The 21,354-nt window shown below is 58.1% G+C and carries 24 protein-coding genes; 11 read left to right on the forward strand and 13 right to left on the reverse strand.

All coding sequences use genetic code 11. From position 1 onward, the window contains the following. Positions 1 to 21 precede the first annotated feature (21 nt). Genes BM352_RS17115 through coxB form a run of 4 tightly spaced genes read right to left on the reverse strand, consistent with a single transcriptional unit; the run spans position 22 to position 2,656 of the window. Entirely contained in the window at positions 22 to 618 is a 597-nt protein-coding gene (locus tag BM352_RS17115) for a cytochrome c oxidase assembly protein (RefSeq protein ID WP_090219332.1), read from the reverse strand. Beyond that, the gene (locus tag BM352_RS17120) at positions 618 to 809 is read right to left on the reverse strand and encodes a hypothetical protein (RefSeq protein WP_090219334.1); all 192 of its coding nucleotides are present in this window, start codon (positions 807 to 809) and stop codon (positions 618 to 620) included. The genes BM352_RS17115 and BM352_RS17120 overlap by 1 nt, the downstream gene beginning before the upstream one ends. Before the next feature lie 3 nt (positions 810 to 812). Next, complete coding sequence (gene cyoE, locus BM352_RS17125) at positions 813 to 1,751, reverse strand: heme o synthase (protein WP_090219336.1); 939 nt, start codon at positions 1,749 to 1,751, stop codon at positions 813 to 815. A gap of 59 nt (positions 1,752 to 1,810) precedes the next feature. After that, positions 1,811 to 2,656, reverse strand: a complete 846-nt coding sequence (coxB, locus tag BM352_RS17130; RefSeq protein WP_090220389.1) for a cytochrome c oxidase subunit II — start codon at positions 2,654 to 2,656, stop codon at positions 1,811 to 1,813. Between the two features lie 201 nt (positions 2,657 to 2,857). Between coxB and tldD the strand changes: the two genes are divergently transcribed. Together tldD and dprA are read left to right on the forward strand one after the other, a co-directional pair. Then, positions 2,858 to 4,288: a metalloprotease TldD gene (tldD, locus tag BM352_RS17135; RefSeq protein WP_090219337.1), complete on the forward strand. Its 1,431-nt coding sequence runs from the start codon at positions 2,858 to 2,860 to the stop codon at positions 4,286 to 4,288. Positions 4,289 to 4,468: 180 nt separating this feature from the next. After that, positions 4,469 to 5,599: a DNA-processing protein DprA gene (dprA, locus tag BM352_RS17140; protein ID WP_090219339.1), complete on the forward strand. Its 1,131-nt coding sequence runs from the start codon at positions 4,469 to 4,471 to the stop codon at positions 5,597 to 5,599. On the opposite strand, the gene BM352_RS17145 is transcribed toward dprA, so the two are convergent. The 4 genes from BM352_RS17145 to BM352_RS17160 all read right to left on the reverse strand — a co-directional run bounded on the left by BM352_RS17145 (position 5,596) and on the right by BM352_RS17160 (position 9,409). Further along, positions 5,596 to 6,423, reverse strand: a complete 828-nt coding sequence (locus tag BM352_RS17145) for a DMT family transporter (protein WP_090220391.1) — start codon at positions 6,421 to 6,423, stop codon at positions 5,596 to 5,598. The two genes, dprA and BM352_RS17145, sit on opposite strands and share 4 nt — an antisense overlap. 141 nt (positions 6,424 to 6,564) lie before the next feature. Next, positions 6,565 to 8,205: a chaperonin GroEL gene (gene groL, locus BM352_RS17150; RefSeq protein WP_090219341.1), complete on the reverse strand. Its 1,641-nt coding sequence runs from the start codon at positions 8,203 to 8,205 to the stop codon at positions 6,565 to 6,567. Positions 8,206 to 8,247: 42 nt separating this feature from the next. After that, positions 8,248 to 8,535: a co-chaperone GroES gene (locus tag BM352_RS17155; RefSeq protein ID WP_090219344.1), complete on the reverse strand. Its 288-nt coding sequence runs from the start codon at positions 8,533 to 8,535 to the stop codon at positions 8,248 to 8,250. 202 nt (positions 8,536 to 8,737) lie between these two features. Continuing rightward, the gene (locus BM352_RS17160; RefSeq protein ID WP_090219346.1) at positions 8,738 to 9,409 is read right to left on the reverse strand and encodes a DUF2161 domain-containing phosphodiesterase; all 672 of its coding nucleotides are present in this window, start codon (positions 9,407 to 9,409) and stop codon (positions 8,738 to 8,740) included. A gap of 119 nt (positions 9,410 to 9,528) precedes the next feature. Here BM352_RS17160 and BM352_RS17165 point away from each other — a divergent pair, with 119 nt between their 5' ends. The 8 genes from BM352_RS17165 to BM352_RS17200 all read left to right on the forward strand — a co-directional run bounded on the left by BM352_RS17165 (position 9,529) and on the right by BM352_RS17200 (position 16,489). After that, positions 9,529 to 10,998, forward strand: coding sequence for an asparagine synthase-related protein (locus BM352_RS17165; protein ID WP_090219349.1), 1,470 nt, complete (start codon positions 9,529 to 9,531; stop codon positions 10,996 to 10,998). 91 nt (positions 10,999 to 11,089) lie between these two features. Continuing rightward, entirely contained in the window at positions 11,090 to 12,007 is a 918-nt protein-coding gene (locus BM352_RS17170; protein ID WP_090219351.1) for a manganese-dependent inorganic pyrophosphatase, read from the forward strand. Between the two features lies 1 nt (position 12,008). Then, positions 12,009 to 12,560: a thioredoxin family protein gene (locus tag BM352_RS17175; RefSeq protein WP_090219354.1), complete on the forward strand. Its 552-nt coding sequence runs from the start codon at positions 12,009 to 12,011 to the stop codon at positions 12,558 to 12,560. A 25-nt stretch (positions 12,561 to 12,585) separates the two neighbouring features. After that, positions 12,586 to 13,458, forward strand: coding sequence for a TIGR01459 family HAD-type hydrolase (locus BM352_RS17180; protein WP_090219357.1), 873 nt, complete (start codon positions 12,586 to 12,588; stop codon positions 13,456 to 13,458). 83 nt (positions 13,459 to 13,541) lie between these two features. Further along, the gene (locus BM352_RS17185) at positions 13,542 to 14,000 is read left to right on the forward strand and encodes a MaoC family dehydratase (RefSeq protein WP_090219359.1); all 459 of its coding nucleotides are present in this window, start codon (positions 13,542 to 13,544) and stop codon (positions 13,998 to 14,000) included. Positions 14,001 to 14,038: 38 nt separating this feature from the next. Next, entirely contained in the window at positions 14,039 to 14,971 is a 933-nt protein-coding gene (locus tag BM352_RS17190) for a bifunctional riboflavin kinase/FAD synthetase (RefSeq protein WP_090219361.1), read from the forward strand. Beyond that, a complete protein-coding gene (locus tag BM352_RS17195) occupies positions 14,968 to 15,432 on the forward strand; it encodes a YcgN family cysteine cluster protein (protein WP_090219362.1) in 465 nt (154 codons plus the stop codon). Before BM352_RS17190 ends, BM352_RS17195 begins: the two co-directional genes overlap by 4 nt. A 4-nt stretch (positions 15,433 to 15,436) precedes the next feature. Further along, positions 15,437 to 16,489 carry a threonine aldolase family protein gene (locus BM352_RS17200; RefSeq protein ID WP_090219365.1) on the forward strand — a complete coding sequence of 351 codons (1,053 nt, stop codon included), beginning with the start codon at positions 15,437 to 15,439 and terminating at the stop codon, positions 16,487 to 16,489. On the opposite strand, the gene BM352_RS17205 is transcribed toward BM352_RS17200, so the two are convergent. Both BM352_RS17205 and BM352_RS17210 read right to left on the reverse strand, forming a co-directional pair. Continuing rightward, on the reverse strand, positions 16,486 to 17,217 hold the full coding sequence (locus tag BM352_RS17205) for an alpha/beta fold hydrolase (protein WP_139229862.1): 732 nt from the start codon (positions 17,215 to 17,217) through the stop codon (positions 16,486 to 16,488). The genes BM352_RS17200 and BM352_RS17205 overlap by 4 nt on opposite strands. Beyond that, positions 17,218 to 17,814 (reverse strand): 2-hydroxychromene-2-carboxylate isomerase, encoded by a 597-nt coding sequence (locus BM352_RS17210; RefSeq protein WP_090219373.1) that lies wholly within the window; start codon positions 17,812 to 17,814, stop codon positions 17,218 to 17,220. Between the two features lie 117 nt (positions 17,815 to 17,931). On the opposite strand from BM352_RS17210, the gene BM352_RS17215 reads away from it, so the two are divergent. After that, positions 17,932 to 18,948: a ribose-phosphate pyrophosphokinase gene (locus BM352_RS17215; protein ID WP_090219376.1), complete on the forward strand. Its 1,017-nt coding sequence runs from the start codon at positions 17,932 to 17,934 to the stop codon at positions 18,946 to 18,948. Between the two features lie 61 nt (positions 18,949 to 19,009). On the opposite strand, the gene BM352_RS17220 is transcribed toward BM352_RS17215, so the two are convergent. The 3 genes from BM352_RS17220 to atpD form a co-directional block, all read right to left on the reverse strand. Continuing rightward, positions 19,010 to 19,360 carry an H-type lectin domain-containing protein gene (locus tag BM352_RS17220; protein ID WP_090220393.1) on the reverse strand — a complete coding sequence of 117 codons (351 nt, stop codon included), beginning with the start codon at positions 19,358 to 19,360 and terminating at the stop codon, positions 19,010 to 19,012. A 157-nt stretch (positions 19,361 to 19,517) separates the two neighbouring features. Further along, positions 19,518 to 19,907, reverse strand: a complete 390-nt coding sequence (locus BM352_RS17225; RefSeq protein ID WP_090219380.1) for a F0F1 ATP synthase subunit epsilon — start codon at positions 19,905 to 19,907, stop codon at positions 19,518 to 19,520. A 19-nt stretch (positions 19,908 to 19,926) separates the two neighbouring features. Beyond that, entirely contained in the window at positions 19,927 to 21,351 is a 1,425-nt protein-coding gene (gene atpD, locus BM352_RS17230) for a F0F1 ATP synthase subunit beta (RefSeq protein WP_090219382.1), read from the reverse strand. Between the last annotated feature and the right edge of the window lie 3 nt (positions 21,352 to 21,354).

The following is a 21,354-nucleotide window of genomic DNA, read 5'->3' on the forward strand; positions in this document are numbered from 1 at the left end:
CGTGGGCTCCCTCGTGTGGGCTTAGTTATATTCAGTTGTTTTTGCGGGCTGCTCGGGTGTCAGCGCAGCTTGCGCTGCCGGCTCGGGCAGGTCGATCTCGTAGAACGTATAGCTGAGGGTGATTTCCTCGACAAACTTTCCGTCCGGATCATCGACGATTTCTGGGTCGACGAAGAACGTCACGGGCATCTGGATACGCTCACCGGGTTGCAAAACCTGTTCGGTGAAACAGAAACAAGCGATCTTGTTGAAGTAGCCACCAGCGGTGAACGGGAAGACATTGTAGCTCGCCTGCCCCGCAATCGGACGGTTAGTGGGGTTGTAGGCCTCATAGAAAGCCAGTCCAGTTTCACCGATACGCACCGTCATTTCGGTTTGCTCTGGCTTGAACTCCCAAGACATCCCAGAGGCCAGCGAGCCGTCGAACCGTACATTTATGGTCCGCTCTAGGATAACGTCAGAGCCTGCATCCGCCTGCGCAGTGGTCCCACCGTATCCGGTCACGCGGCAGAACAGATCGTACAGTGGTACCGACGCAAAACCGAGAGCGCCCATCGTCAACACAACGCCCACCAATACGGCCAGCGTGCGTTGCTTTGGATCAAGCTTCTTGAGCATCAGTTGCCCTCCGCCTGATCGATCAAGGCTGGGCGTGCGACGTGATCGTAGCCCTCAACGAAGCCCGTGTTCTGCACTTTGACGACGGTCAATCCGAATACGATGGCCACAAATCCTACCAACAACAGGCCAACGCCCAAGTTACGGCCGAAGCGGCGCTTGTGAAGCTCGTGCTCTACCTTCAGTGCCATGTCTTACCAAGCCCCCATGCCGGATTTCAGCCAGACAGCTTGCGCCAGAAGCGCACAGAAGCTGGCGAACAGGTAAACCAGTGAGAATCGGAAATAGGCCTTTTCGGCGGCGTAGATGTCAGCCTCTGCCTCATCTTCGTCGCGTTGCCACAGCTTCCACGCACCCCAAACGAATTTGGCATTCAGGAAGATCGCAGCGGTCAGGTAAATCCAGCCGCCGATGGAGGTGAAGGCCGCGCCAATCGCGAGCGGTGCCAGAAGAACGGCATAGATGAAAATCTGCTTGCGGGTCTCGCGCTTGCCGTGTGTCACGGTCAGCATCGGCACGCCTGCATTGGTATAGTCATTGTTCATGAACAGCGCCAAAGCCCAGAAATGGGGCGGCGTCCACATGAAGACAAGGCAGAACAGCAAAACGCTTTCGACAGACACGCCGCCCGTTGCCACGGCCCAGCCGATCATCGGAGGAAACGCGCCAGCAGCGCCACCGATCACGATGTTCTGCGGCGTCCAGCGTTTGAGCCACATGGTGTAGACGACAGCGTAGAAGAAGATGGTGAAGGCCAAGATGCCAGCGGCAACCCAGTTGGACGCCAGCCCCAGCATCGTGACAGAAATAAACGACAGCCACAGCCCAAGCGTCAGAGCCTCGCCCGGCGCAACCCGACCCGAAGGAACCGGACGGTTGGCGGTGCGCTTCATAATGGTATCGATGTCGTGGTCATACCACATGTTCAGCGCGCCAGAGGCCCCACCGCCCAACGCGATGAACAAAATAGACACCATCGCGACAAACGGATGCACGCTGACAGGTGCCACGAAGACCCCAACAGCCGCGGTAAAGACAACCAACGACATCACGCGCGGCTTCAGCAGCGCCCAATAGTCGCCGAACTGACCTTCGCCAGCTGTCGTTCCGATGTTTTGTGTCGCGTCAGACATGGCGTTACACCCGGTTGCGGAATGAGTGGTCGGCGGGGGTGACCCCGCCGCACCTAAGATTAGTCAGCCGAAGCGACCTGCACGGAAAGCGGGGTACCCGCATATTCCTCGATCGCGCCTTCCAGCCAAGCGTCATATACCTCTTGGCTAACGACTTTCACGGTGATCGGCATGTAAGCGTGGGCCTGACCGCATAGCTCGGAGCATTGACCAAAGTAGATGCCCTCTTTCTCGGCTTTGAACCAAAGGGCTGCCAGACGGCCTGGAACGGCGTCTTGTTTCACGCCAAACGCTGGAATGGTCCAAGAGTGGATCACGTCCGCACCGGTGACCTGCATCACAACGGTTTTGCCAACGGGCACAACAACTGCGGTATCAGTGGCCAGCAAGAATTCGTCCTTGCTGTAACCGGCTTCAACCAGCTCAGTCTCAACCTCTGGCGTCAGGCGGTTTTCGCCAGCGCCGATCATGATGCTGTCAAAGCCGAAACCATGGTCAACATATTCGTAGCCCCAGTACCATTGATAGCCAGTCGCCTTGATAACGATGTCGCCTTCAGGAATGCGTTGCTGCTTGAACAGCACCGGCACTGAGAACGCGCCGATGATGACCAGAATAACCACTGGGATCATGGTCCAGGCCACTTCGAGGGTGGAGTGGTGGGTAAAGGTCGCAGCATTCGGGTTCCGCTTCGCATTAAAGCGATAGGCACACCACAGCAGCAGGACCGTTACAAAAATGGTGATCACTGTGATGATCACGAATACAAATTGGTCCAACCAATGAATATCGCGGGCCAATTCGGTGACCGCTGGTTGGAAACTCAAGGATGTTTCGGCGTTTGGCTTGCCGATGATTTCCAAGTTATCCAGCGCAGCTTGCGCATGGGCGCCAGTAGCAGCCATCAGGCCCCCTACGGCAGCAAAAAGTTTTGCAATTCTCATCTAGTGTTCCCGTCGTTGTCAGGGCGATGCACTTTTGGCACGCGCTCCCCCGCTTGCGTCTGGCCCGTGAGAAACCATATTACCATGCAAGGGGCAAGCGCAGACACGTTGAAAGCGCCACGATGCCGCACACAATTTTGCGCTAAATCAAGGGAATCACCAATGACCTCCGCTAACGCCGCCCCGTTCCGCCCGTTCGAGACCATGTTGGACGAAGATCGGGCACTAGAGATTCTCCAAGCCGCGACCGCCGGAGCCGACGATGGGGAGCTGTTTCTGGAACGCAAGCGCGGCGAAATGTTCGCCTTTGACGATGGCCGCCTCAAAACCGCAAGTTACGACGCGTCCGAAGGCTTTGGGCTGCGTGCCGTGCGCGGAGAAACTGCAGGCTATGCCCATGCAACCGAAATATCAGAGCACGCCTTGATCCGCGCCTCTGAGACGGCCCGCCTTGCTGTTGGCGCAGGTGGTGGCACGCTGGCCCCAGCCCCAGCACGCACCAACCGCAAACTCTACTCCGACATGGACCCGATGGAAGGGATCGCCTTCACCGCCAAGGTCGATACGCTGCGCGAAATCGACGCCTTTGCCCGCGCGCTGGATTCGCGTGTTGTGCAGGTCTCCGCTTCTTTGGCCGCATCGCAACAAGAGGTGGCGATCCTGCGCCCAGACGGAACTTTGGCCACAGACAATCGCCCGATGACGCGTATCAACGTATCGGTCATCGCTGAGAAGGACGGTCGCCGCGAAAACGGCACCGCAGGCGGCGGCGGGCGCACAATGCTCGACGGGCTTCTGGAGCCCGCGCATTGGCAAGGTCTGGTGCGCGAAGCACTACGTATCGCGCTGGTGAACCTTGAAGCAGAGCCCGCACCTGCTGGCGTTATGGACGTGGTCTTGGGGCCAGGCTGGCCCGGCATCTTGCTGCACGAAGCTATCGGCCACGGGCTTGAGGGAGACTTCAACCGAAAGAAAACCTCGGCCTTCGCGGGTCTTATGGGCCAGCAGATTGCGGCGAAGGGGGTGACGGTTCTCGATGACGGCACGATCCCGGATCGCCGAGGCTCTATCACGATTGATGACGAGGGCACGCCCTCCGGCAAGAATGTCCTGATCGAGGATGGCGTTCTGGTCGGCTACATGCAGGACCGCCAGAACGCACGTCTTATGGGCGTCCGTGCAACCGGAAACGGGCGCCGAGAAAGCTACGCTCACACCCCGATGCCGCGCATGACCAACACCTATATGCTCGGCGGCGATGCCGAGCCCGAGAGCATTGTCGCCGATCTTAAGGACGGAATTTACGCCGTAGGATTTGGCGGAGGGCAGGTCGATATCACCAACGGCAAGTTTGTGTTCAGCTGCACCGAGGCCTACCGCGTCAAAGATGGCAAAGTCGGCGCTCCCGTGAAAGGCGCCACACTCATCGGTGACGGAGCCACAGCATTGAAGCACATTCAGGCTATCGGGAACGACATGGCGCTGGATCCGGGCATGGGCAATTGCGGCAAGGCCGGTCAGTGGGTGCCGGTCGGGGTGGGTCAGCCGACCTTGAAGATTGGCGGACTTACTGTTGGCGGCTCTGCAACATGAGTGAGTCGCTTCGAGCGGCGAGGTGCGGGCATTCCAGCCCCTTTGGTCAATGCAATTTAGTTTTAATTTTAATGTCATATATTCAAATGCTTAGGTGAAATATCTCATCTTATTGTTCATGTTCACCTTCCTTTAACTCCGCCGATCCAAAGTAGCTTCACTGATTAGACGGAGCGAAGAATGGCCGGCGACCTGCTGTCTACCCCACCCCCCCTCGCACCCCCAAGACTTCAGGGCGAAGAGATTTCTTGGCTTCGTCTGATCAGGTCTCACCGCGTCGGCGTGAGCACGTTTTTCCGCCTGCTCGACGAGCATGGTTCAGCGGAGGCTGCACTCGAGGCGCTGCCCCGTATAGCTTCTGCGGCAGGTGTGTCGCGTTACACCCCTTGCACTGAACAAGTCGCAAGACGCGAATTGGAACACGGGATGCGCATTGGCGCGCAGTTGCTGCTTCATGGCTCAAATGAATATCCCCGCGCGTTAATGGATCTTGAGGATGCTCCGCCAGTGCTTTGGGCGTTGGGCAACCAGACCCTGACGGAAGAACACAGCATCGCCATGGTCGGGGCACGCAATGCCTCTTCTCTGGGCACCAGAATGGCCCAAGGACTGGCCAATGATCTAGGCAATGCTGGCTTCGTGATTACATCCGGCCTTGCGCGCGGCGTCGATACCGCCGCACATCTGGCAGCCCTTCCCCACGGAACCATTGCCGTGGTCGCGGGGGGGCTTGATGTGGTCTATCCGCGCGAGAACGCCAAGTTGCATGACCAGATTGCCGCGCAAGGATTGATCCTGTCGGAACGGCCTTTGGGCCTGCAGCCGCAAGCGCGTGACTTCCCGCGACGCAATCGTATAATTTCCGGCCTGTCCCGCGCGGTCGTGGTGATCGAAGCTGCCGCCAAATCCGGCAGCCTGATCACTGCACGCAACGCTTTGGATCAAGGTCGCGACGTGATGGCGGTACCGGGTCATCCACTTGATGCGCGAGCTGCCGGATGCAACCTGCTCATCCGTGATGGCGCTACGCTCGTCCGTTCGGCACAAGATGTGATCGCTTCGATTGGCAGCGCGTGTCTTGAAACCGCGCCGGCACCGCACCAAACGCCGCGTCCTAAGGCACCCGTTCATCCGCATGGCGACGCTCATGCGCGCATTCTCGGGCTGCTTGGCCCGACGCCTGTCGCAGAGGATCAATTGCTGCGTGATTTGCAGATGGACGCCGGAGCGCTGGCCCCTGCCCTGACCTTGTTGGAACTTGAAGGGAAGATCGAGCGCCAACCCGGCGGACTGTTATCGCGGTTGAACTAGCGCGCCTTGCAAAGGGCCAGCGCGATGCCGCCAAGCACCAGCAAACTGGCAAGGGCAAAGCGGACCGTCAAATCTTCGCCCAAGAATGCCATGCCCCCCATCAAAGCGATGACCGGCACGGTGAGTTGAGCCACCGCTGCGGTCGTTGTCTCCAGCATCGGGAGAACACGATACCACAACGCATACCCCAAAGCCGACGTGATCGCGCCAGAAGCTAGGGCCGCCATATAGCCCACCGTGGGTCCTGTTGGCAGGCCCACAAAGGGGAACATTACAATCATCAAAAGCGCTGCGTAGCGGAAATTCTGCTCTGTCCGCAGCAAAGGTGACTGGCTTCCGCGCCCCGCCAATGTGTAGACACCCCAGCCCACACCCGCCGCAGCCATCAAAACGCCGCCCCACATGTCGGGAGCCGCACCGCCTGCAGGCCAGAGCAAAACCGCAAGGCCGGCAAACGCGACACCGCACCCAAGATACCGCATCGCCCGGATGCGTTCGCCACCCATCACAGCTGCAGCGAACATCGTGATCTGCACGACCCCGAAGAGTATAAGCGCACCGACGCCCGCATCTAGCGTGGTATAGGCCAGAGAGAAGCCAAGCATGTAGACCAGCAGCGAAGCGGTTCCGACCACGCTTCCGCGCTCCTTTTGATCGGTTCGGCGCATCCAGACGAGCGCCAGCAGGACGATCGCGCCGCTCCACACACGCAGCATGCTGAAATCTAACGGGTCCATCCCACCGCGCGACACGCCGAGCTTGTTCAACACGGAGTTGGCTGCAAACGCGACCATGGTGAGGGCGGTGAGTAAAAAGAGACGCATGGCATTGGCATAGGGCGAATTATCGCAAGAGAACATTCGAAAATGCCCCTGTCCGAAGCTTTCGCGGTCACAATGCGGTCAACAAAAAAGGGCCACCCAGACGGGTGGCCCTGAACTTGGCGTAATATGGCGTGAGCCCTATTACATCATGCCGCCCATGCCGCCCATGTCAGGCATGCCGCCGCCGCCAGCACCCTCTTTGGATGGCTTGTCAGCAACCATAGCTTCCGTGGTGATCAGCAGGGCTGCAACCGAAGCCGCATCTTGCAGAGCAGTCCGGACCACTTTGGCTGGGTCGATCACGCCGAACTTGAACATGTCGCCATATTCTTCGGTTTGAGCGTTGAAGCCGAAAGTCGGGTCGTTCGACTCGCGGATTTTGCCAGCAACAACAGCACCGTCAACGCCAGCGTTCTCAGCGATCTGACGCAGAGGAGCCTCGATTGCCTTGCGCACGATGTTGATGCCGACATTTTGGTCGTTGTTGACGCCTTCAAGGCCTTCCAGAACCTTAGCGGCCTGAACCAGAGCAACACCACCACCCACAACGATGCCCTCTTGGACAGCTGCGCGGGTTGCGTTCAGCGCGTCGTCAACGCGGTCTTTACGCTCTTTCACTTCGATTTCAGACATGCCGCCAACGCGGATCACAGCAACACCGCCTGCCAGTTTGGCAACGCGCTCTTGCAGCTTCTCACGGTCGTAGTCGGACGTGGTTTCTTCGATCTGCTGACGGATCTGGGACACGCGTGCCTCGATCTCAGCTTTCTCGCCAGCACCGTCAACGATAGTGGTCTCGTCTTTAGTGATCTGGATCTTCTTGGCGGTGCCAAGCATGTCCATGGTCACCGACTCCAGCTTCATGCCGAGGTCTTCGGAGATCACTTGGCCGCCAGTCAGGATCGCGATGTCTTGCAGCATGGCTTTACGGCGATCGCCGAAACCAGGAGCTTTGACAGCAGCGATTTTCAAACCGCCACGCAGCTTGTTCACAACCAGAGTTGCAAGGGCTTCGCCCTCAACATCTTCAGCGACGATCAGCAGTGGCTTGCCGGATTGAATGACGGTTTCGAGCAGTGGAACCATTGGCTGCAAGGAAGACAGTTTCTTCTCGTGCAGCAGGATCAGGCAGTCTTCCAGCTCGGTGGTCATTTTTTCAGGGTTGGTCACGAAGTAAGGCGACAGGTAGCCGCGGTCGAACTGCATGCCTTCCACAACGTCGGTCTCGGTTTCCAGACCTTTGTTTTCTTCGACAGTGATAACACCTTCGTTGCCAACTTTTTGCATCGCGTCAGCGATCTGGCGACCGATTTCAGCTTCGCCGTTGGCGGAGATGGTGCCAACTTGCGCAACTTCGTCGCTGTCGTTGACCGGACGTGCAGCAGCTTTGATGGCTTCGACGACTTTGGCAGTTGCCATGTCGATGCCGCGCTTCAGGTCCATTGGGTTCATGCCAGCAGCAACCGACTTCATGCCTTCTTTAACGATGGCTTGAGCCAGAACGGTCGCAGTGGTGGTGCCGTCGCCGGCTTCGTCATTGGTGCGAGAGGCAACCTCTTTCACCATTTGGGCGCCCATGTTCTCGAACTTGTCTTCCAGTTCGATCTCTTTGGCAACGGATACACCGTCTTTGGTGATGCGCGGGGCGCCGAAGGATTTATCAAGTACAACGTTCCGGCCTTTGGGGCCAAGGGTGACTTTCACAGCGTCAGCCAGAATGTTAACGCCTTTCAGTATCTTGTTCCGGGCGTCGGAATCGAATTTGACGTCTTTAGCAGCCATTTTCATGTGCTCCTTTGAATTTCAGTGATGGGGAAAGTGCGATTAGGACAGGATGCCCAGAATGTCGCTTTCTTTCATGATCAGCAGCTCTTTGCCGTCTACGGTGACTTCCGTGCCGGACCATTTGCCGAACAGGACTTTGTCGCCTTCTTTGACGGACATCGGGATCAGGTCGCCCGACTCTTTGCGCGCGCCTTCACCAGCGGCAACAATCATGCCCTCAGCAGGTTTCTCTTTTGCGCTCTCGGGGATGATCAAACCACCAGCGGTTTTCTCGTCGCCTTCAACACGTTCTACAAGAACGCGGTCGTGAAGCGGTTTCAATGCCATCGTTTGGTGCTCCTTAGCTCCAATGTTACTCCCATGGCCCCGTTTGATCAGGGCCGTTAGCACTCATCCAATGCGAGTGCCAACACGTGGTAGCTAAGGAGGTGACCCTAAGGTGTCAACGGGATTCATGTGAAATTTTTCCGAAAAATATGTGACACCCAGCGCTCGCCCTGATCGAGAGGGGCAAGCCGCGCGCAATCGTTCAGGCTTCCAGTATGCCTTCAAACTCCCCAAGCGCATTTTCGCCTTTGGGTGTCAGCGCATAATGGCCGATCTTTACACGCTCGAACCATCCATAGTGATCATCTGCCATGATACGCGTTGCAGTGGGCACCTCAGCGGCCTTGGCGACCTGAGAGCCTTTGCACGCCCCCACTGTGGCCAGATAGCGTGCGCATTTGAGCGCGTCCTGGCGGTAGGCGGTGATCAGCCCCACCCGCGTTTGCCCGCCTTCATTCGGATCGCCCACCCGTCGCGCGAACTCTTTCAGCAACCGGCCCTTGCGCGGCTTTGATTTACGCGGCGCATAAGCGGCCGGATCCTGATGGACCTGAACCAAACCGTCCGACAGACGCACCGTGATCAGCCCAAGCCCCAACCGTCGGCACAGCGCCGTGTTGTCTTTTATGGCTTTAAGGAAGAGCTTGCCCGTTTTGCGCGGCACCGCGACATAGACGTCATCGACGATAGACTGCCGCGCCACGCCCTGATGAAACAGGCTGAGCGAGAAGCTGGTTTTCAGCTCAACGATCACCGGTTCGTCACCGTCACGGACGCCGACAACATCACATGCACCGATTTCGCCTTTGACCTCGTAGCCTTGCCCTTCAAGGAAGGCCTTCACCGGGCCGTAAAGCTCTGTCTCTTTTGTCATAGATAGACGCTACACGCGCCAGATGGGGCGCAACAAGGTTTTGCCAACCAGCCCTGTCATGGTGTATCATCCGCGTAACAAGAGCAGACCAACAGAGCCCCTAAAAGGAGCCATCCCATATGCTGACCGCCCCTTTAGCGGCCCACCTTGCCTGCGACGAAGCAAAGCTCGATTTTGCACGCACGTTTCGCGGGCAGTTCACCCTCAGCCAATCCACCGAGCTTTCTATTGAAGGCTACCGTGTCACCGATCTGGGAAACGGATGGCGGCTGCATCATTGCCGCGCCCTGCCCTACGCAAGACTACGCACCGCGCGGGGCGAGTTTGCGGGAATTGTGCTGGGCATTGCGGTTGATGGCGAAGGGCAGCTTGTCACCGACGGGTCCACGCTGACATCTTCGTTTGAGGAATTCGCGACTGATGCCGCAGGGCGCTATGTGCTGATTGATGCGGATGGTGCGGTCTACGCCGACCCAACGGGATCAATGGGCGTGGTCTATGACGCGGGCACGCGCACGGTGGCGTCCACCCCGCTGATGTGCGTAAACCGGCCTTTGATTGATCCGCCGCGCTTTGACCCTGACGCGATTCAAGCGGGGCGCGGCAGTTATGCGCTTGGGTTTACCCGTGACGCCTATGTGAGGGGCGTTGTGCCCAACCACCGATTGGATTTGACCACCTTCGCGTTAACGCGATTTTGGCCACGGCCCGACGCCACCTTCCCGACCGATGCGCCTGAAGAGACCGTCGCCGCGATGGGCAAAAGGCTCAGCGATGTGATTGGGGCCATCGCCTTGGGCCACCCCACCCTGCTGCCATTGTCGGGCGGGCGTGACAGCCGCAACCTAGCCGCTGCCGCCAAGCCCCATCTGCCCCACATCGCCCACAGTTACACATTCGTGTACAACTGGCAGAGCCAGATTGACGCTGAAGTGGCGAAACAGATTGCCGACACTCTGGGCCTGTCACATCAGACATACGCATCATACTCTGGCTCGGCCCGAGAGCGGGACACGCTACCCCGGGCTGCGCGCATTCGGCAGAAACTGGCCTTCAGGCTCGCTGGCGGCTATGTCGGTGATCCCAATAACGATGTTCTGGACGGGCTCGCCCGTAAGTTGCCCAAAGGCGTGGTTTTGCGCGGCAACGTGATGGAGTTACTGAAGGCCAATCACTGGAAACGCGGGCTGGCCCATGACGCCGCTGATCCCGATGGCCACGACGCCGATTACGCCACCGAACGCTTGGCGATCTTCCCTGATGGCGGCGCGCAGACCGTGGCAACTTTCAAGCCGGATTATCTGGCATGGCACGCGACGTTACCGGACGCTGCAAAGCGCGTCGCCTATGACTTTGCATTCATGGAAAGCCTGTTGCCGGGCTGGCAGCCCAAGTTCTACGGCTATACGCGCAACTTCTTGGTCAACCCGTTCAGCGACCGTGCGCTCATCAAAGGCTGCATGTGTTTGCCGGTCGCAGAGCGTCAGGCCAACATCTACAACGACGCGCTCCTCGCATATCTGGCGCCAGAACTTGTTCCGATCCCCTTCACGCCCGATATAAAAGTCGCACGGTTCGCCGCCGCTTAATTCGCCGCATCGGTGCTATCGTGACAACGCTTACTGTGGCTCCTATAAGGCGCGCAAAGACCATACATTTATCACTAAGGACGCATCCGCAATGACCACTTTTGTCTTTGGCCACAAATCCCCTGACACTGACTCGACCGGCTCCCCGCTGATCTGGGAATGGTTCATGAACCACACTGGCCAAACCGCCGCCGCCAAGCTTCTGGGAGAGCCCAACACCGAAGCCGCCTTCATGCTGACCCGCTGGAACCTTGCCAAGCCAGAAATCATCGACAACGTGGCCGACGGCCAACCATGCGTGATCGTTGACACCAACAACCCTGCCGAGCTGCCTGCGAATATCAATGGCGCTGACGTCCGTGCGATCATCGATCACCACAAACTGGTGGGCGGTCTGGAAACTGCTGGTCCCATCGACATCACAATCCGCCCTCTGGCTTGCACCGCCACCATCATGCACGACCTGATGGGTGAACACGTCAAAGACATGCCTGAAAGCATCAAAGGCGCAATGCTGTCTTGTATCGTTTCCGACACGCTGGAGTTCCGCTCCCCGACGACGACCCCGATTGACCGCACAGTGGCCGAAAGCCTTGCCGAAGATCTGGGCATCAACATCGCGGACTACGCCGCCGAAATGTTCGCTGCGAAATCTGACGTGTCGGCCTTCTCCGCAGCAGAGCTTCTGCGCATGGACAGCAAGGAATACGCGGTAGACGGCGTCAACTTCCGCGTTTCGGTTCTGGAGACCACCAGCCCGAAAATGGTGCTCGACCGCAAGGCCGAGATCATGGAAGCGATGCCTCAGGTTGCTGGCGAGGACAAAGTGAACGAGGTCCTGTTATTCGTCGTGGATATCCTGAATGAAGAAGCCACCATGCTGATTCCGAACGATCTGTCCAAGCGCGTGGCGGAAAAATCCTTCGGTGCCGATGTGAATGGCGACACTGTTGTTCTGCCGGGCATCATGAGCCGCAAGAAGCAGATCATCCCTAGCCTCAAGCTGTAAGATGGCTCTACTGGACACGCCCCTTTGCAACTTCGGCGCTGCGGCGCCGGATTTCTCTCTGGCTGAGCCTGACGGGCGCGTTCATTCCTTAGCTGACGTTGCGGGCCCGAACGGGCTGCTCGTCGCGTTTGTCTGCAACCATTGCCCCTACGTCGTCGCGGTGGCGGACCGTCTCGCGAACGACGCCACAGAACTGCAAGACAATGGCATCGGCGTTGTCGCGATCATGTCCAACGATTACCGAGACTACGCGGCTGACAGCCCCGACAACATGCGCGCCTTTGCGGCCAAACACGGCTGGACATTCCCTTACCTTGTGGATGAAGATCAGTCTGTCGGTCAGGCATACGGTGCGGTCTGCACACCTGATTTTTTCGGCTATAACGCTGCGTTGGAGCTTCAGTATCGCGGGCGGCTCGACAGTGCGGGTATGCGCCCGCCCGAAGGCCGCATTCGCGAACTGGTCGACGCCATGCTAGAGATTTCTAAAACAGGCGAAGGCCCGCGCGATCAAACCCCGTCTATGGGCTGCTCCATCAAGTGGCGCTCATAACTCTGCCCTTTTGAGAGGCTTCAACATGTCCCAGATTGTCACCCATCTGTCCGAAATTTCTGACCGCTACGACGCGCTCTTCGTGGATTTGTGGGGGTGTATTCACAATGGGCTGGAGCCTTTTGCTGATGCCGTTTCAGCAATGCAAGCCTACCGCGCAAAAGGGGGCAAGGTGATCTTCGTGACCAACGCCCCGCGCCACCGTGGCTCTGTCGCGCTCCAACTGGACAAAATCGGCGTTGCCGAAGATAGCTGGGACGCGATTGCGACGTCTGGCGACAGTGCGCGCTTTGCGATGTTTAACGGGGCTGTCGGCTCCAAGGTGTATTTCATCGGGCAGCCGCATGACCAAGCTTTCTTCGATCCGTTGGAGATCGTTGAGGACCCCGTTGCGATTGAGCAAGTTCCGCTTGAGCAAGCCGAAGGCATCATTTGCTGTGGCCCGTTCGACCCACTGGCCGCCCCTGATGTGATGCGACCCGAGTTTCTTTACGCCAAGCAAAAGGGCATGAAGCTGCTATGTGCAAACCCTGATATCGTCGTGGATCGCGGTGAAACACGCGAATGGTGCGCAGGAGCTTTGGCGAAACTTTACACCGAAATGGGCGGCGAAAGCCTCTACTTCGGCAAACCCCATCCGCCAATCTACGACCTTGCCCGCCGCAGGCTGTCCGCTTTGGGACAAGCGGTTCCAGATGACCGCATCCTGTGCATTGGCGACGGCGTGCTGACCGATATTCGCGGCGCTATGGGCGAAGATCTTGATTCTCTTTTCATCTCTGGAGGCCTTGCGGCCGAAGAGACCAAAACGACGCACCAGCCCGACCCAGACCTGCTAAGTGCCTATCTGGACAAGGAAATGGTGTCGCCGACCTATACTATAGGCTACCTTCGGTAGGGCAAAAAAGGCTGGACTTTGCTGCAACTGCAAAGTAATTATCTTTCAAACACGAACCATTCCTTGTTTGAAAGTTACGCGCCATGCTCGACGTTCATCGAACCGACAACCTTCCTCGCGGCACCATATGCATCGAAGACATTGAGATCGGCATGAAGCGCCATCTGCGCAAGCAGGTCACGGATCGCGACATCGAAATGTTCGCTGAAATCTCTACCGACCATAATCCGGTCCATCTTGACGACGACTATGCCCAAGACACCATTTTCGAGGGCCGCATCGCTCACGGGATGCTGACTGCGGGCCTGATCTCTGCCGTTATTGGTGAACAACTTCCCGGACATGGCACCGTCTACCTTGGCCAATCACTGAAATTCCTCGCCCCTGTGCGCCCAGGTGACATGGTGCTGGCCGAGGTCGAAGTGACCGATATCGATCACGCGAAACGCCGCGTGACGATGCAGACCCGTTGCGAAGTTGATGGCAAGAACGTGCTGAAAGGCGAGGCCATTGTGCTTGCCCCAAGCCGGAAATTCGACTGACGGTTGCGTCCGCCTCATAGGGCGTTTACCCAAACGCTATGAGGATCATTCGAGACTACCAATTTGTACGACCTGAGGACCGCGGGGCAACCGCGGCCATTGGCAATTTTGACGGCGTCCATATTGGCCACCAAGCGGTGATTGATCTGGCGCGACGAGCCGCCCCTGACGCCCCACTTGGCATCGTCACGTTCGAGCCGCATCCGCGCGAGTTCTTCGCCAAAGATGCCCCGCCCTTCCGTTTGATGAACGCGGCTGCCAAGGCGCATCGGCTGGAGAAAATTGGAGTCGAGCGGCTTTACCAGCTGAATTTTAATACCGGATTGTCAGGCCTTACGGCGGAAGAATTCGCCCGCGATGTCATCGCCAAAGGGCTTGGGCTGACCCATGTGGTTGTTGGTGCGGATTTCTGCTTTGGCAAAGGCCGTTCTGGCAACGCCCAAATGCTTAAAGAATTTGGCGAGACATACGGCTTCGGCGTCACTATCGCCGATCTGGTCACGCAAGATACGGCGCAAGTCTCCTCGACCAATATCCGTGCGGCCCTGTCGGAAGGACGCCCCAGAGACGCAGCCGAAATGCTAAGCCATTGGCACCGGATCGAAGGCGCTGTGATCCAAGGCGACCAACGCGGCCGCGAGCTCGGATACCCGACCGCAAACATGTCTATCGACGGGCTACACCCGCCGAAATTTGGCGTTTACGCCGTTCTGGTGGACGTACTGACTGGCCCGCACAAAGGCAGCTATCACGGCGCCGCCTCCATCGGGGTCCGCCCGATGTTCGGGGTGAACACGCCAAATTGCGAAAGCTTCCTGTTCGACTTCAAGGGCGACCTTTACGGCGAGACTCTTTCGGTCGCTTTGGTCGATTACCTGCGCGGCGAGGAGAAGTTTGACGGACTCGACGCATTGATCACGCAGATGGATGCCGACTGCACCCGTGCGCGCAACATTCTGGCTGCGTTATGAACGACCCGATCCAACGCGATGGTCTGCGCCACAAGTTTTGGGAAAAAGTCCCGCTGAAAAACATGGCTCCGAAGGAATGGGAAGCGCTCTGCGACGGCTGCGGGCGCTGCTGCCTGAACAAGCTCGAAGACGATGAGACTATGGAGATCGCCTTCACCCGCGTGGCTTGTCGCCTTCTGGATGGCGACACCTGCCGTTGCGCGCAATACGACATCCGCAAACAGTTTGTACCGGACTGCGTGATGCTGACCCCTAAAAATATTGACGACATCGGCTATTGGATGCCGCCAACCTGTGCGTATCGTCTGCTCAACGAAGGCAAGGCGCTGTATGACTGGCACCCGCTTATTTCAGGCACCGCGCAGTCGGTCCATGACGCAGGCATTTCGGTGCAAGGTTGGACCGTACCGGAATTCGAGGTGCCGGAAGACGAGTGGGAAAACTACATCATCGAGGACTAGGCTTATGAACTTCGCCTCTGACAACGCAGGCCCGATGCACCCAAGCGTGCTGGACGCCATCACCAAGGCCAACACCGGCTACGAAATGCCGTATGGCAATGACACCATCATGCCGCGCGTCCGCGATCTGGTTCGCAAGACCTTTGAGGCCCCCGAGGCCGCCGTCTACCTTGTGGCGACAGGAACAGCCGCCAACGCACTGGCCCTAGCGACCTACACCAACAGCTGGGACACCATGTTTGCCCACCGTGTGTCGCATGTGGAAGAAGACGAATGCGGCGCGCCGGACTTCTATGCCAACGGGGCACGGATCACATTGGTCGATGGCGCAGGGGCCAAGATGGACCCAGACAGCCTGCGCCACGCGATCACCCATACCGGCGACAAAGGCGTGCACGGCGTCCAACGCGGCCCAGTCACGATCACGCAGGCCACGGAGGTCGGCACGCTCTACAGTTTGGAGGAGATCGCGCAGATCACCGCCATCGCAAGGGAATACGGGCTCAAAACCCATCTGGACGGGGCGCGGTTTGCCAATGCCTGCGCCGCACTGGGGTGCACGGCAGCAGAGATGACGTGGAACGCCGGCATCGACATGGTCTCTTTCGGTGGCACCAAGAATGGCTGTGCCGGCGTAGAAGCGGTAATCTTCTTCGACCCCGAAAAGGCATGGGAATTCGAGTTGCGCCGCAAACGCGGGGCGCATCTGTTTTCCAAACACCGTTACCTGTCCGCCCAGATGGAGGCCTATTTGCAAGGCGACCTTTGGTTGGAACTGGGCGCCAAGGCGAATGCCAATTGCGCCCGTTTGGTCAAGGGGCTGGAAACAGTCGAGGGCGCGGACATCCCTGACCGCCCAGAGGCGAATATGGTCTTTGCCCACCTGCCCCGCGCGGCCCACCGCCGCGCAATGGAGGCAGGCGCGCTGTATTATTTGTTCCCGTTCGACGCATCGCTGGAAGGTCCCGATGACGAGTTGATCCGTTGCCGCATGGTGTGCGACTGGAACAAGTCACACGCTGAAATCGATGCACTGATCGCCCTTCTGCGCGGTTAGGCCGTGAACGCCGCGATCTGCTGACCCAATTGTTTGCCATGGGTCACTGGAATCATATGGCCCGCATCCTCAAATTGAACGCTAGTGCAATTCGAGAACTGTTGCTGCAAACCTCGCACCACCCCGGGCATCACAGGATCGGACTTGCCGCCTGTGACGATCAGAACGGGACACTTCACATTCTTCAGGCGCGGCCAGATGCGGCCTGTATCTTCTGCCAGACTATCAGCGGTGACCCCGATCAACGGCATCTTTGCGGCGATTGCCTCGCGCGCGGCGACTGGCAGCATTGGCCAACTTCCATCGACACCCCAGTCGCCCAGAAACAACTCTGCCGCACGCAGGACGTCGCCTTGTGCAATCGCAGCCAGAACGGGCGTCGCCCGCGCGGCGTATGCAGCAAATAAATCCGGTGCCGCTTGCTTGGCCGCGTAAAAAAACACCGGATCAACCAGCGTCAGGCTCAGCAAAAGTTCAGGGCGTTCCACCGCAAGGCGCAGCGCAACCGAGGCCCCGAAAGAGTGGCCGACCAGATGCACTGGCTCGTCGCACAGAGTTTCAGTCATCAGATAGGCTTGGGTCTGGTAGTCGTTGCCGTTCCAAGCCGGAGCCTGCCCGTGCCCGGGGAGTTCGAGCGGACTGACCTCTAGGTGAGGCAGCGCGGGCACAACCTCACGCCACACCCGCCTGTCGGCGAGCATGCCGTGTATCAGTATTGCCTTCGTCACTCAAAGCTTGCCGGAAAGATGCAAGTCCAGATCCTCGATCTTGTCCTGCCCCCAGAACCGCTCGTCCCCGTCGGTGATATAAGTCGGCGCGCCAAACACACCGGCTTGCACGGCATCTTCAAGGTTGCGGCCGTATTGTTCCGCCCCTGCCAGAAGCCCCTTATCAGCCAAAGCTGGATCGAAGCCGCATTTTTCAAGAACGTCGCGCACGACGGTATCGTCTGCGATGTCACGCTCCTCGGCCCAGCAGGCGCGGGTGAAGGCATGTACAAGGCCGCCCACATCACCGCCCGCCTCTTGCGCCGCGATGATCGCGTAGGAAGATGGCGCGGGGTTTGTGGGCCAATGCGCAGGTTTCAGGTTGATCGGCAGATCCAGTTTCTTGGCGGAGCGGCGCATTTCCTGCAAGCGCCATTCCTGACGGTTGGGGTGGCGTTGCGGGGGGGGCGTGCCACCAGTGCGGGCAAACAGCCCCATAATGTCCATTGGCTTATATGTAATGGTCGCTCCGTGTTTGGCTGCCACATCTTCCAGACGTGTCCCCGCCATATAGGTGTAGGGAGACAGGGTCGCGAAATAGTAATCTATGTGTGGCATTTGGACGTCCTTCTGAGGTTAAGCCTTTGCGCGAATCCTAGTCGGGTGCTACGGGGTGCGCAACGCGGTCCGACGGGGGAACACGGGTCCGTGATAGCTGCCAAACGGGGACACCACATGCCAGTCAACACCGATCCGAAACTCATCGCGGGTAATTCCAACAAACCGCTTGCCGACGCCATCGCCAAACGCATGTCGATGCATCGCGGGCAAGCAGTCAAACCGATCGATACACGGGTTGAGCGGTTCAATGACGGCGAGATCTTCGTGGAAGTTTTCGAGAACGTCCGAGGCGAGGACATGTTCATCATCCAGAGCACCTCGAACCCCGCCAATGACAATCTCATGGAACTGCTGATCATGAGCGACGCGCTCAAGCGCTCTTCAGCTGCCCGCATCACCGCAGTAATTCCCTATTTTGGCTACGCCCGCCAAGACCGCCGCACCAAAGCCCGCACTCCGATTTCAGCCAAGCTGGTCGCCAACCTGATCGAGAAAGCCGGTGTCGAGCGGGTCCTGACCATGGACCTGCACGCCGCCCAGATCCAAGGCTTCTTCGACGTGCCGGTGGACAACCTCTATGCCTCGCCGATCTTCGCCCTCGATATCCTGCACCACTTCAAGGATGTCGAAGACGTTATGGTCGTCTCCCCTGACGTTGGTGGTGTGGCCCGTGCCCGTGAACTGGCGCAGCGCATCAAGGCTCCGCTGTCCATCGTTGACAAGCGCCGCGAAAAGGCGGGCGAAGTTGCCGAAATGACGGTTATTGGTGATGTGAAAGGCAAACGCTGTATCATCGTGGACGACATCTGCGACACCGCAGGCACGCTGTGCAAAGCGGCGGAAGTGTTGATGGAGGCTGGCGCCACCGAAGTACACAGCTACATCACCCACGGGGTTCTATCCGGTCCTGCAGTTGAGCGTATCACCAACTCTGTGATGAAAAGTCTTGTGATCACCGACAGCATCGAACCGACAGATGCGGTTAAGTCCTGCACTAATATCCGCATCGTTCCCACGGCACCAATGTTCGCGCAGGCGATCTTGAACATTGCGGGTGGGATGTCGGTTTCGTCGCTGTTTGACAACGCGACCTTGGAGCCAATTTACGAGAGCTTCTACCCGACCTCGTAATTGGCCGGATTGCCCGATGCTTCCCAAGCGCACGGTGGGTGCGCTTGGATGGGCCTGCAATCTAATACAGTTGCCAGTCGTCTTCGTTGGGCAACGGCCCAATTGCGATCCAGTTTGCCCGCACACGGGCAACACGGCTGTCGCCCCATGTCCGAAACACCAGATCAAAACCGGCTTCGGTGATATTTTCGGCTGCGATATCCATGCGTTGGTTGGTTTTTGTGTCACTGTCCCACATCGAGATGGACGCCATCACATTGGGGATTTCCGCATAGGCCTGTTCGAACTCGACCTCGAAACGGTGTTCCCGCGGGCCAGTCCCGGTCCACATTGGACCGTCATCGATGAAATCGGAAAACAGAACCCGAGAGCCCTGAGAAATTCCGATATTATTGTTGGTAAGTCGCTGCATCATTCACCTTTGGGCGGTCTCGATACTCATTAATTCCGGCGACACTATGGCGGACTGCCCCCACGTAAGCCTTACCCTTTGAGAAAGCATAAAAAAAGCCCTGACAAAGCAGGGCTTTTCTTAATGTATTACGCCTGAGGTGCCAGACTGCCCTAACTCAGGCAGAAATCTGCATGCTCGCGGCGACCAGATCATCAGCGTATTTCGCCGCGATGTCTGTATTGCTTGCGTCGCGTTGCAGGTTGGCCTCTTTGATGAGGTCTTCCAGCAACTCGGGTGTCACATCTGCCTTGGCATATGCGCGTTCCGCCAGCACGGATGTGCCAGCCGCGCCAACCTCGGCGAAGCCGCCCGTCACCAGATATTCATCGGTTCCGGACGCTGTAACAACCTTCAACACGCCAGGGCGCAGGGTCGTGATCACCGGCGCGTGAAGCGCCATAGCAGTGAAGTCACCCTCGGCTCCGGGGATTTGCACCTCGGAGGCCTGCACAGAGGCCAAACGCCGTTCGGGCGAGACCAGGTCGAATTGCATCATCTCAGCCATCTAATTGGCCTCCTTGAATTTAAGCTGCGTCAGCAGCCATTTTCTCGGCTTTGGCGATCACTTCGTCGATGCCGCCAACCATGTAGAAGGCGCCTTCTGGAAGGTGATCATACTCGCCAGCCACAACAGCTTTGAAGGACGCGATAGTGTCTTCCAGCGGAACCTGCTTGCCGTCCGAGCCGGTGAACACTTTCGCCACGTCAAACGGCTGCGACAGGAAGCGCTGGATCTTACGCGCACGTGCCACGGTCAGTTTGTCCTCTTCGGACAGTTCGTCCATGCCGAGGATGGCGATGATGTCTTGCAGCGACTTGTAGCGTTGCAGGATACCCTGAACGTCACGGGCCACTTTGTAGTGTTCTTCACCAACGATGGAAGGGTCCATCAGACGCGATGTGGAGTCGAGTGGGTCAACAGCGGGGTAGATACCCAGCTCGGAGATCGCACGCGACAGAACGGTGGTCGCATCAAGGTGAGCAAACGAGGTTGCAGGTGCAGGGTCGGTAAGGTCATCCGCAGGCACGTAAACGGCTTGCACGGAGGTAATCGAACCGGCTTTCGTAGAGGTAATGCGTTCCTGCATCTGGCCCATGTCGGTGGCCAGCGTTGGCTGGTAGCCCACAGCGGACGGGATACGACCCAGAAGCGCGGACACCTCGGAACCCGCTTGTGTAAAGCGGAAGATGTTGTCCACGAAGAACAGAACGTCGGTACCGGATTGGTCGCGGAACTGTTCGGCCAGTGTCAGACCGGTCAGAGCAACACGCATACGTGCACCTGGAGGCTCGTTCATCTGACCGTAAACCAGTGCCACTTTGGACTTGGTCAGGTCGTCAGGGACGATAACGCCGGATTCAATCATCTCGTGGTAAAGGTCGTTACCTTCACGGGTCCGCTCACCCACACCGGCGAACACGGAAAAGCCCGAGTGCACTTTTGCGATGTTGTTGATCAGTTCCATGATCAGAACGGTTTTGCCCACGCCGGCACCGCCGAACAGACCAATCTTACCACCCTTGGCATAAGGTGCCAGCAGGTCGATAACTTTGATCCCTGTGGCAAGCACCGTGGATTCCGTGGATTGCTCAACAAACGCAGGGGCGTCTTGGTGGATGGAGCGTTTTTCTTCGGCGTTTACAGGTTCGCCTTCGTCAACTGGCTCGCCCACAACGTTCAGGATGCGGCCCAGAGTTGCGTTACCGACTGGCACCATGATCGGACCATCGGTGTCGATCACTTCCTGGCCACGAACGAGGCCTTCGGTGCCGTCCATAGCGATGGTACGAACAGTGTTTTCGCCAAGGTGTTGTGCCACTTCCAGCACCAGGGTCTTGCCTTGGTTTTGGGTCGTAACAGCGTTCAGGATCTGCGGCAGGTGATCGCCGAACTGGACGTCGACAACAGCGCCGATGACCTGTGTAATCTTGCCTTTTGCATTGGCCATGAT

The organism is Litoreibacter janthinus (assembly GCF_900111945.1).
GTDB classification, from domain to species: Bacteria; Pseudomonadota; Alphaproteobacteria; order Rhodobacterales; family Rhodobacteraceae; genus Litoreibacter; species Litoreibacter janthinus.

Coding starts and splice junctions, on each gene's coding strand:
- groL (WP_090219341.1), bottom strand. CDS start 8,205: ATGGCTGCTAAAGACGTCAAATTCGATTCCGACGCCCGGAACAAGATA.
- BM352_RS17210 (WP_090219373.1), bottom strand. CDS start 17,814: ATGCCACACATAGATTACTATTTCGCGACCCTGTCTCCCTACACCTAT.
- BM352_RS17200 (WP_090219365.1), top strand. CDS start 15,437: ATGAACTTCGCCTCTGACAACGCAGGCCCGATGCACCCAAGCGTGCTG.
- BM352_RS17195 (WP_090219362.1), top strand. CDS start 14,968: ATGAACGACCCGATCCAACGCGATGGTCTGCGCCACAAGTTTTGGGAA.
- BM352_RS17185 (WP_090219359.1), top strand. CDS start 13,542: ATGCTCGACGTTCATCGAACCGACAACCTTCCTCGCGGCACCATATGC.
- BM352_RS17175 (WP_090219354.1), top strand. CDS start 12,009: ATGGCTCTACTGGACACGCCCCTTTGCAACTTCGGCGCTGCGGCGCCG.
- BM352_RS17160 (WP_090219346.1), bottom strand. CDS start 9,409: ATGACAAAAGAGACAGAGCTTTACGGCCCGGTGAAGGCCTTCCTTGAA.
- BM352_RS17145 (WP_090220391.1), bottom strand. CDS start 6,423: ATGCGTCTCTTTTTACTCACCGCCCTCACCATGGTCGCGTTTGCAGCC.
- coxB (WP_090220389.1), bottom strand. CDS start 2,656: ATGGCTGCTACTGGCGCCCATGCGCAAGCTGCGCTGGATAACTTGGAA.
- BM352_RS17115 (WP_090219332.1), bottom strand. CDS start 618: ATGCTCAAGAAGCTTGATCCAAAGCAACGCACGCTGGCCGTATTGGTG.
- BM352_RS17155 (WP_090219344.1), bottom strand. CDS start 8,535: ATGGCATTGAAACCGCTTCACGACCGCGTTCTTGTAGAACGTGTTGAA.
- atpD (WP_090219382.1), bottom strand. CDS start 21,351: ATGGCCAATGCAAAAGGCAAGATTACACAGGTCATCGGCGCTGTTGTC.
- BM352_RS17170 (WP_090219351.1), top strand. CDS start 11,090: ATGACCACTTTTGTCTTTGGCCACAAATCCCCTGACACTGACTCGACC.
- BM352_RS17215 (WP_090219376.1), top strand. CDS start 17,932: ATGCCAGTCAACACCGATCCGAAACTCATCGCGGGTAATTCCAACAAA.
- BM352_RS17180 (WP_090219357.1), top strand. CDS start 12,586: ATGTCCCAGATTGTCACCCATCTGTCCGAAATTTCTGACCGCTACGAC.
- BM352_RS17190 (WP_090219361.1), top strand. CDS start 14,039: ATGAGGATCATTCGAGACTACCAATTTGTACGACCTGAGGACCGCGGG.
- dprA (WP_090219339.1), top strand. CDS start 4,469: ATGGCCGGCGACCTGCTGTCTACCCCACCCCCCCTCGCACCCCCAAGA.
- BM352_RS17165 (WP_090219349.1), top strand. CDS start 9,529: ATGCTGACCGCCCCTTTAGCGGCCCACCTTGCCTGCGACGAAGCAAAG.
- cyoE (WP_090219336.1), bottom strand. CDS start 1,751: ATGTCTGACGCGACACAAAACATCGGAACGACAGCTGGCGAAGGTCAG.
- BM352_RS17225 (WP_090219380.1), bottom strand. CDS start 19,907: ATGGCTGAGATGATGCAATTCGACCTGGTCTCGCCCGAACGGCGTTTG.
- tldD (WP_090219337.1), top strand. CDS start 2,858: ATGACCTCCGCTAACGCCGCCCCGTTCCGCCCGTTCGAGACCATGTTG.
- BM352_RS17120 (WP_090219334.1), bottom strand. CDS start 809: ATGGCACTGAAGGTAGAGCACGAGCTTCACAAGCGCCGCTTCGGCCGT.
- BM352_RS17220 (WP_090220393.1), bottom strand. CDS start 19,360: ATGCAGCGACTTACCAACAATAATATCGGAATTTCTCAGGGCTCTCGG.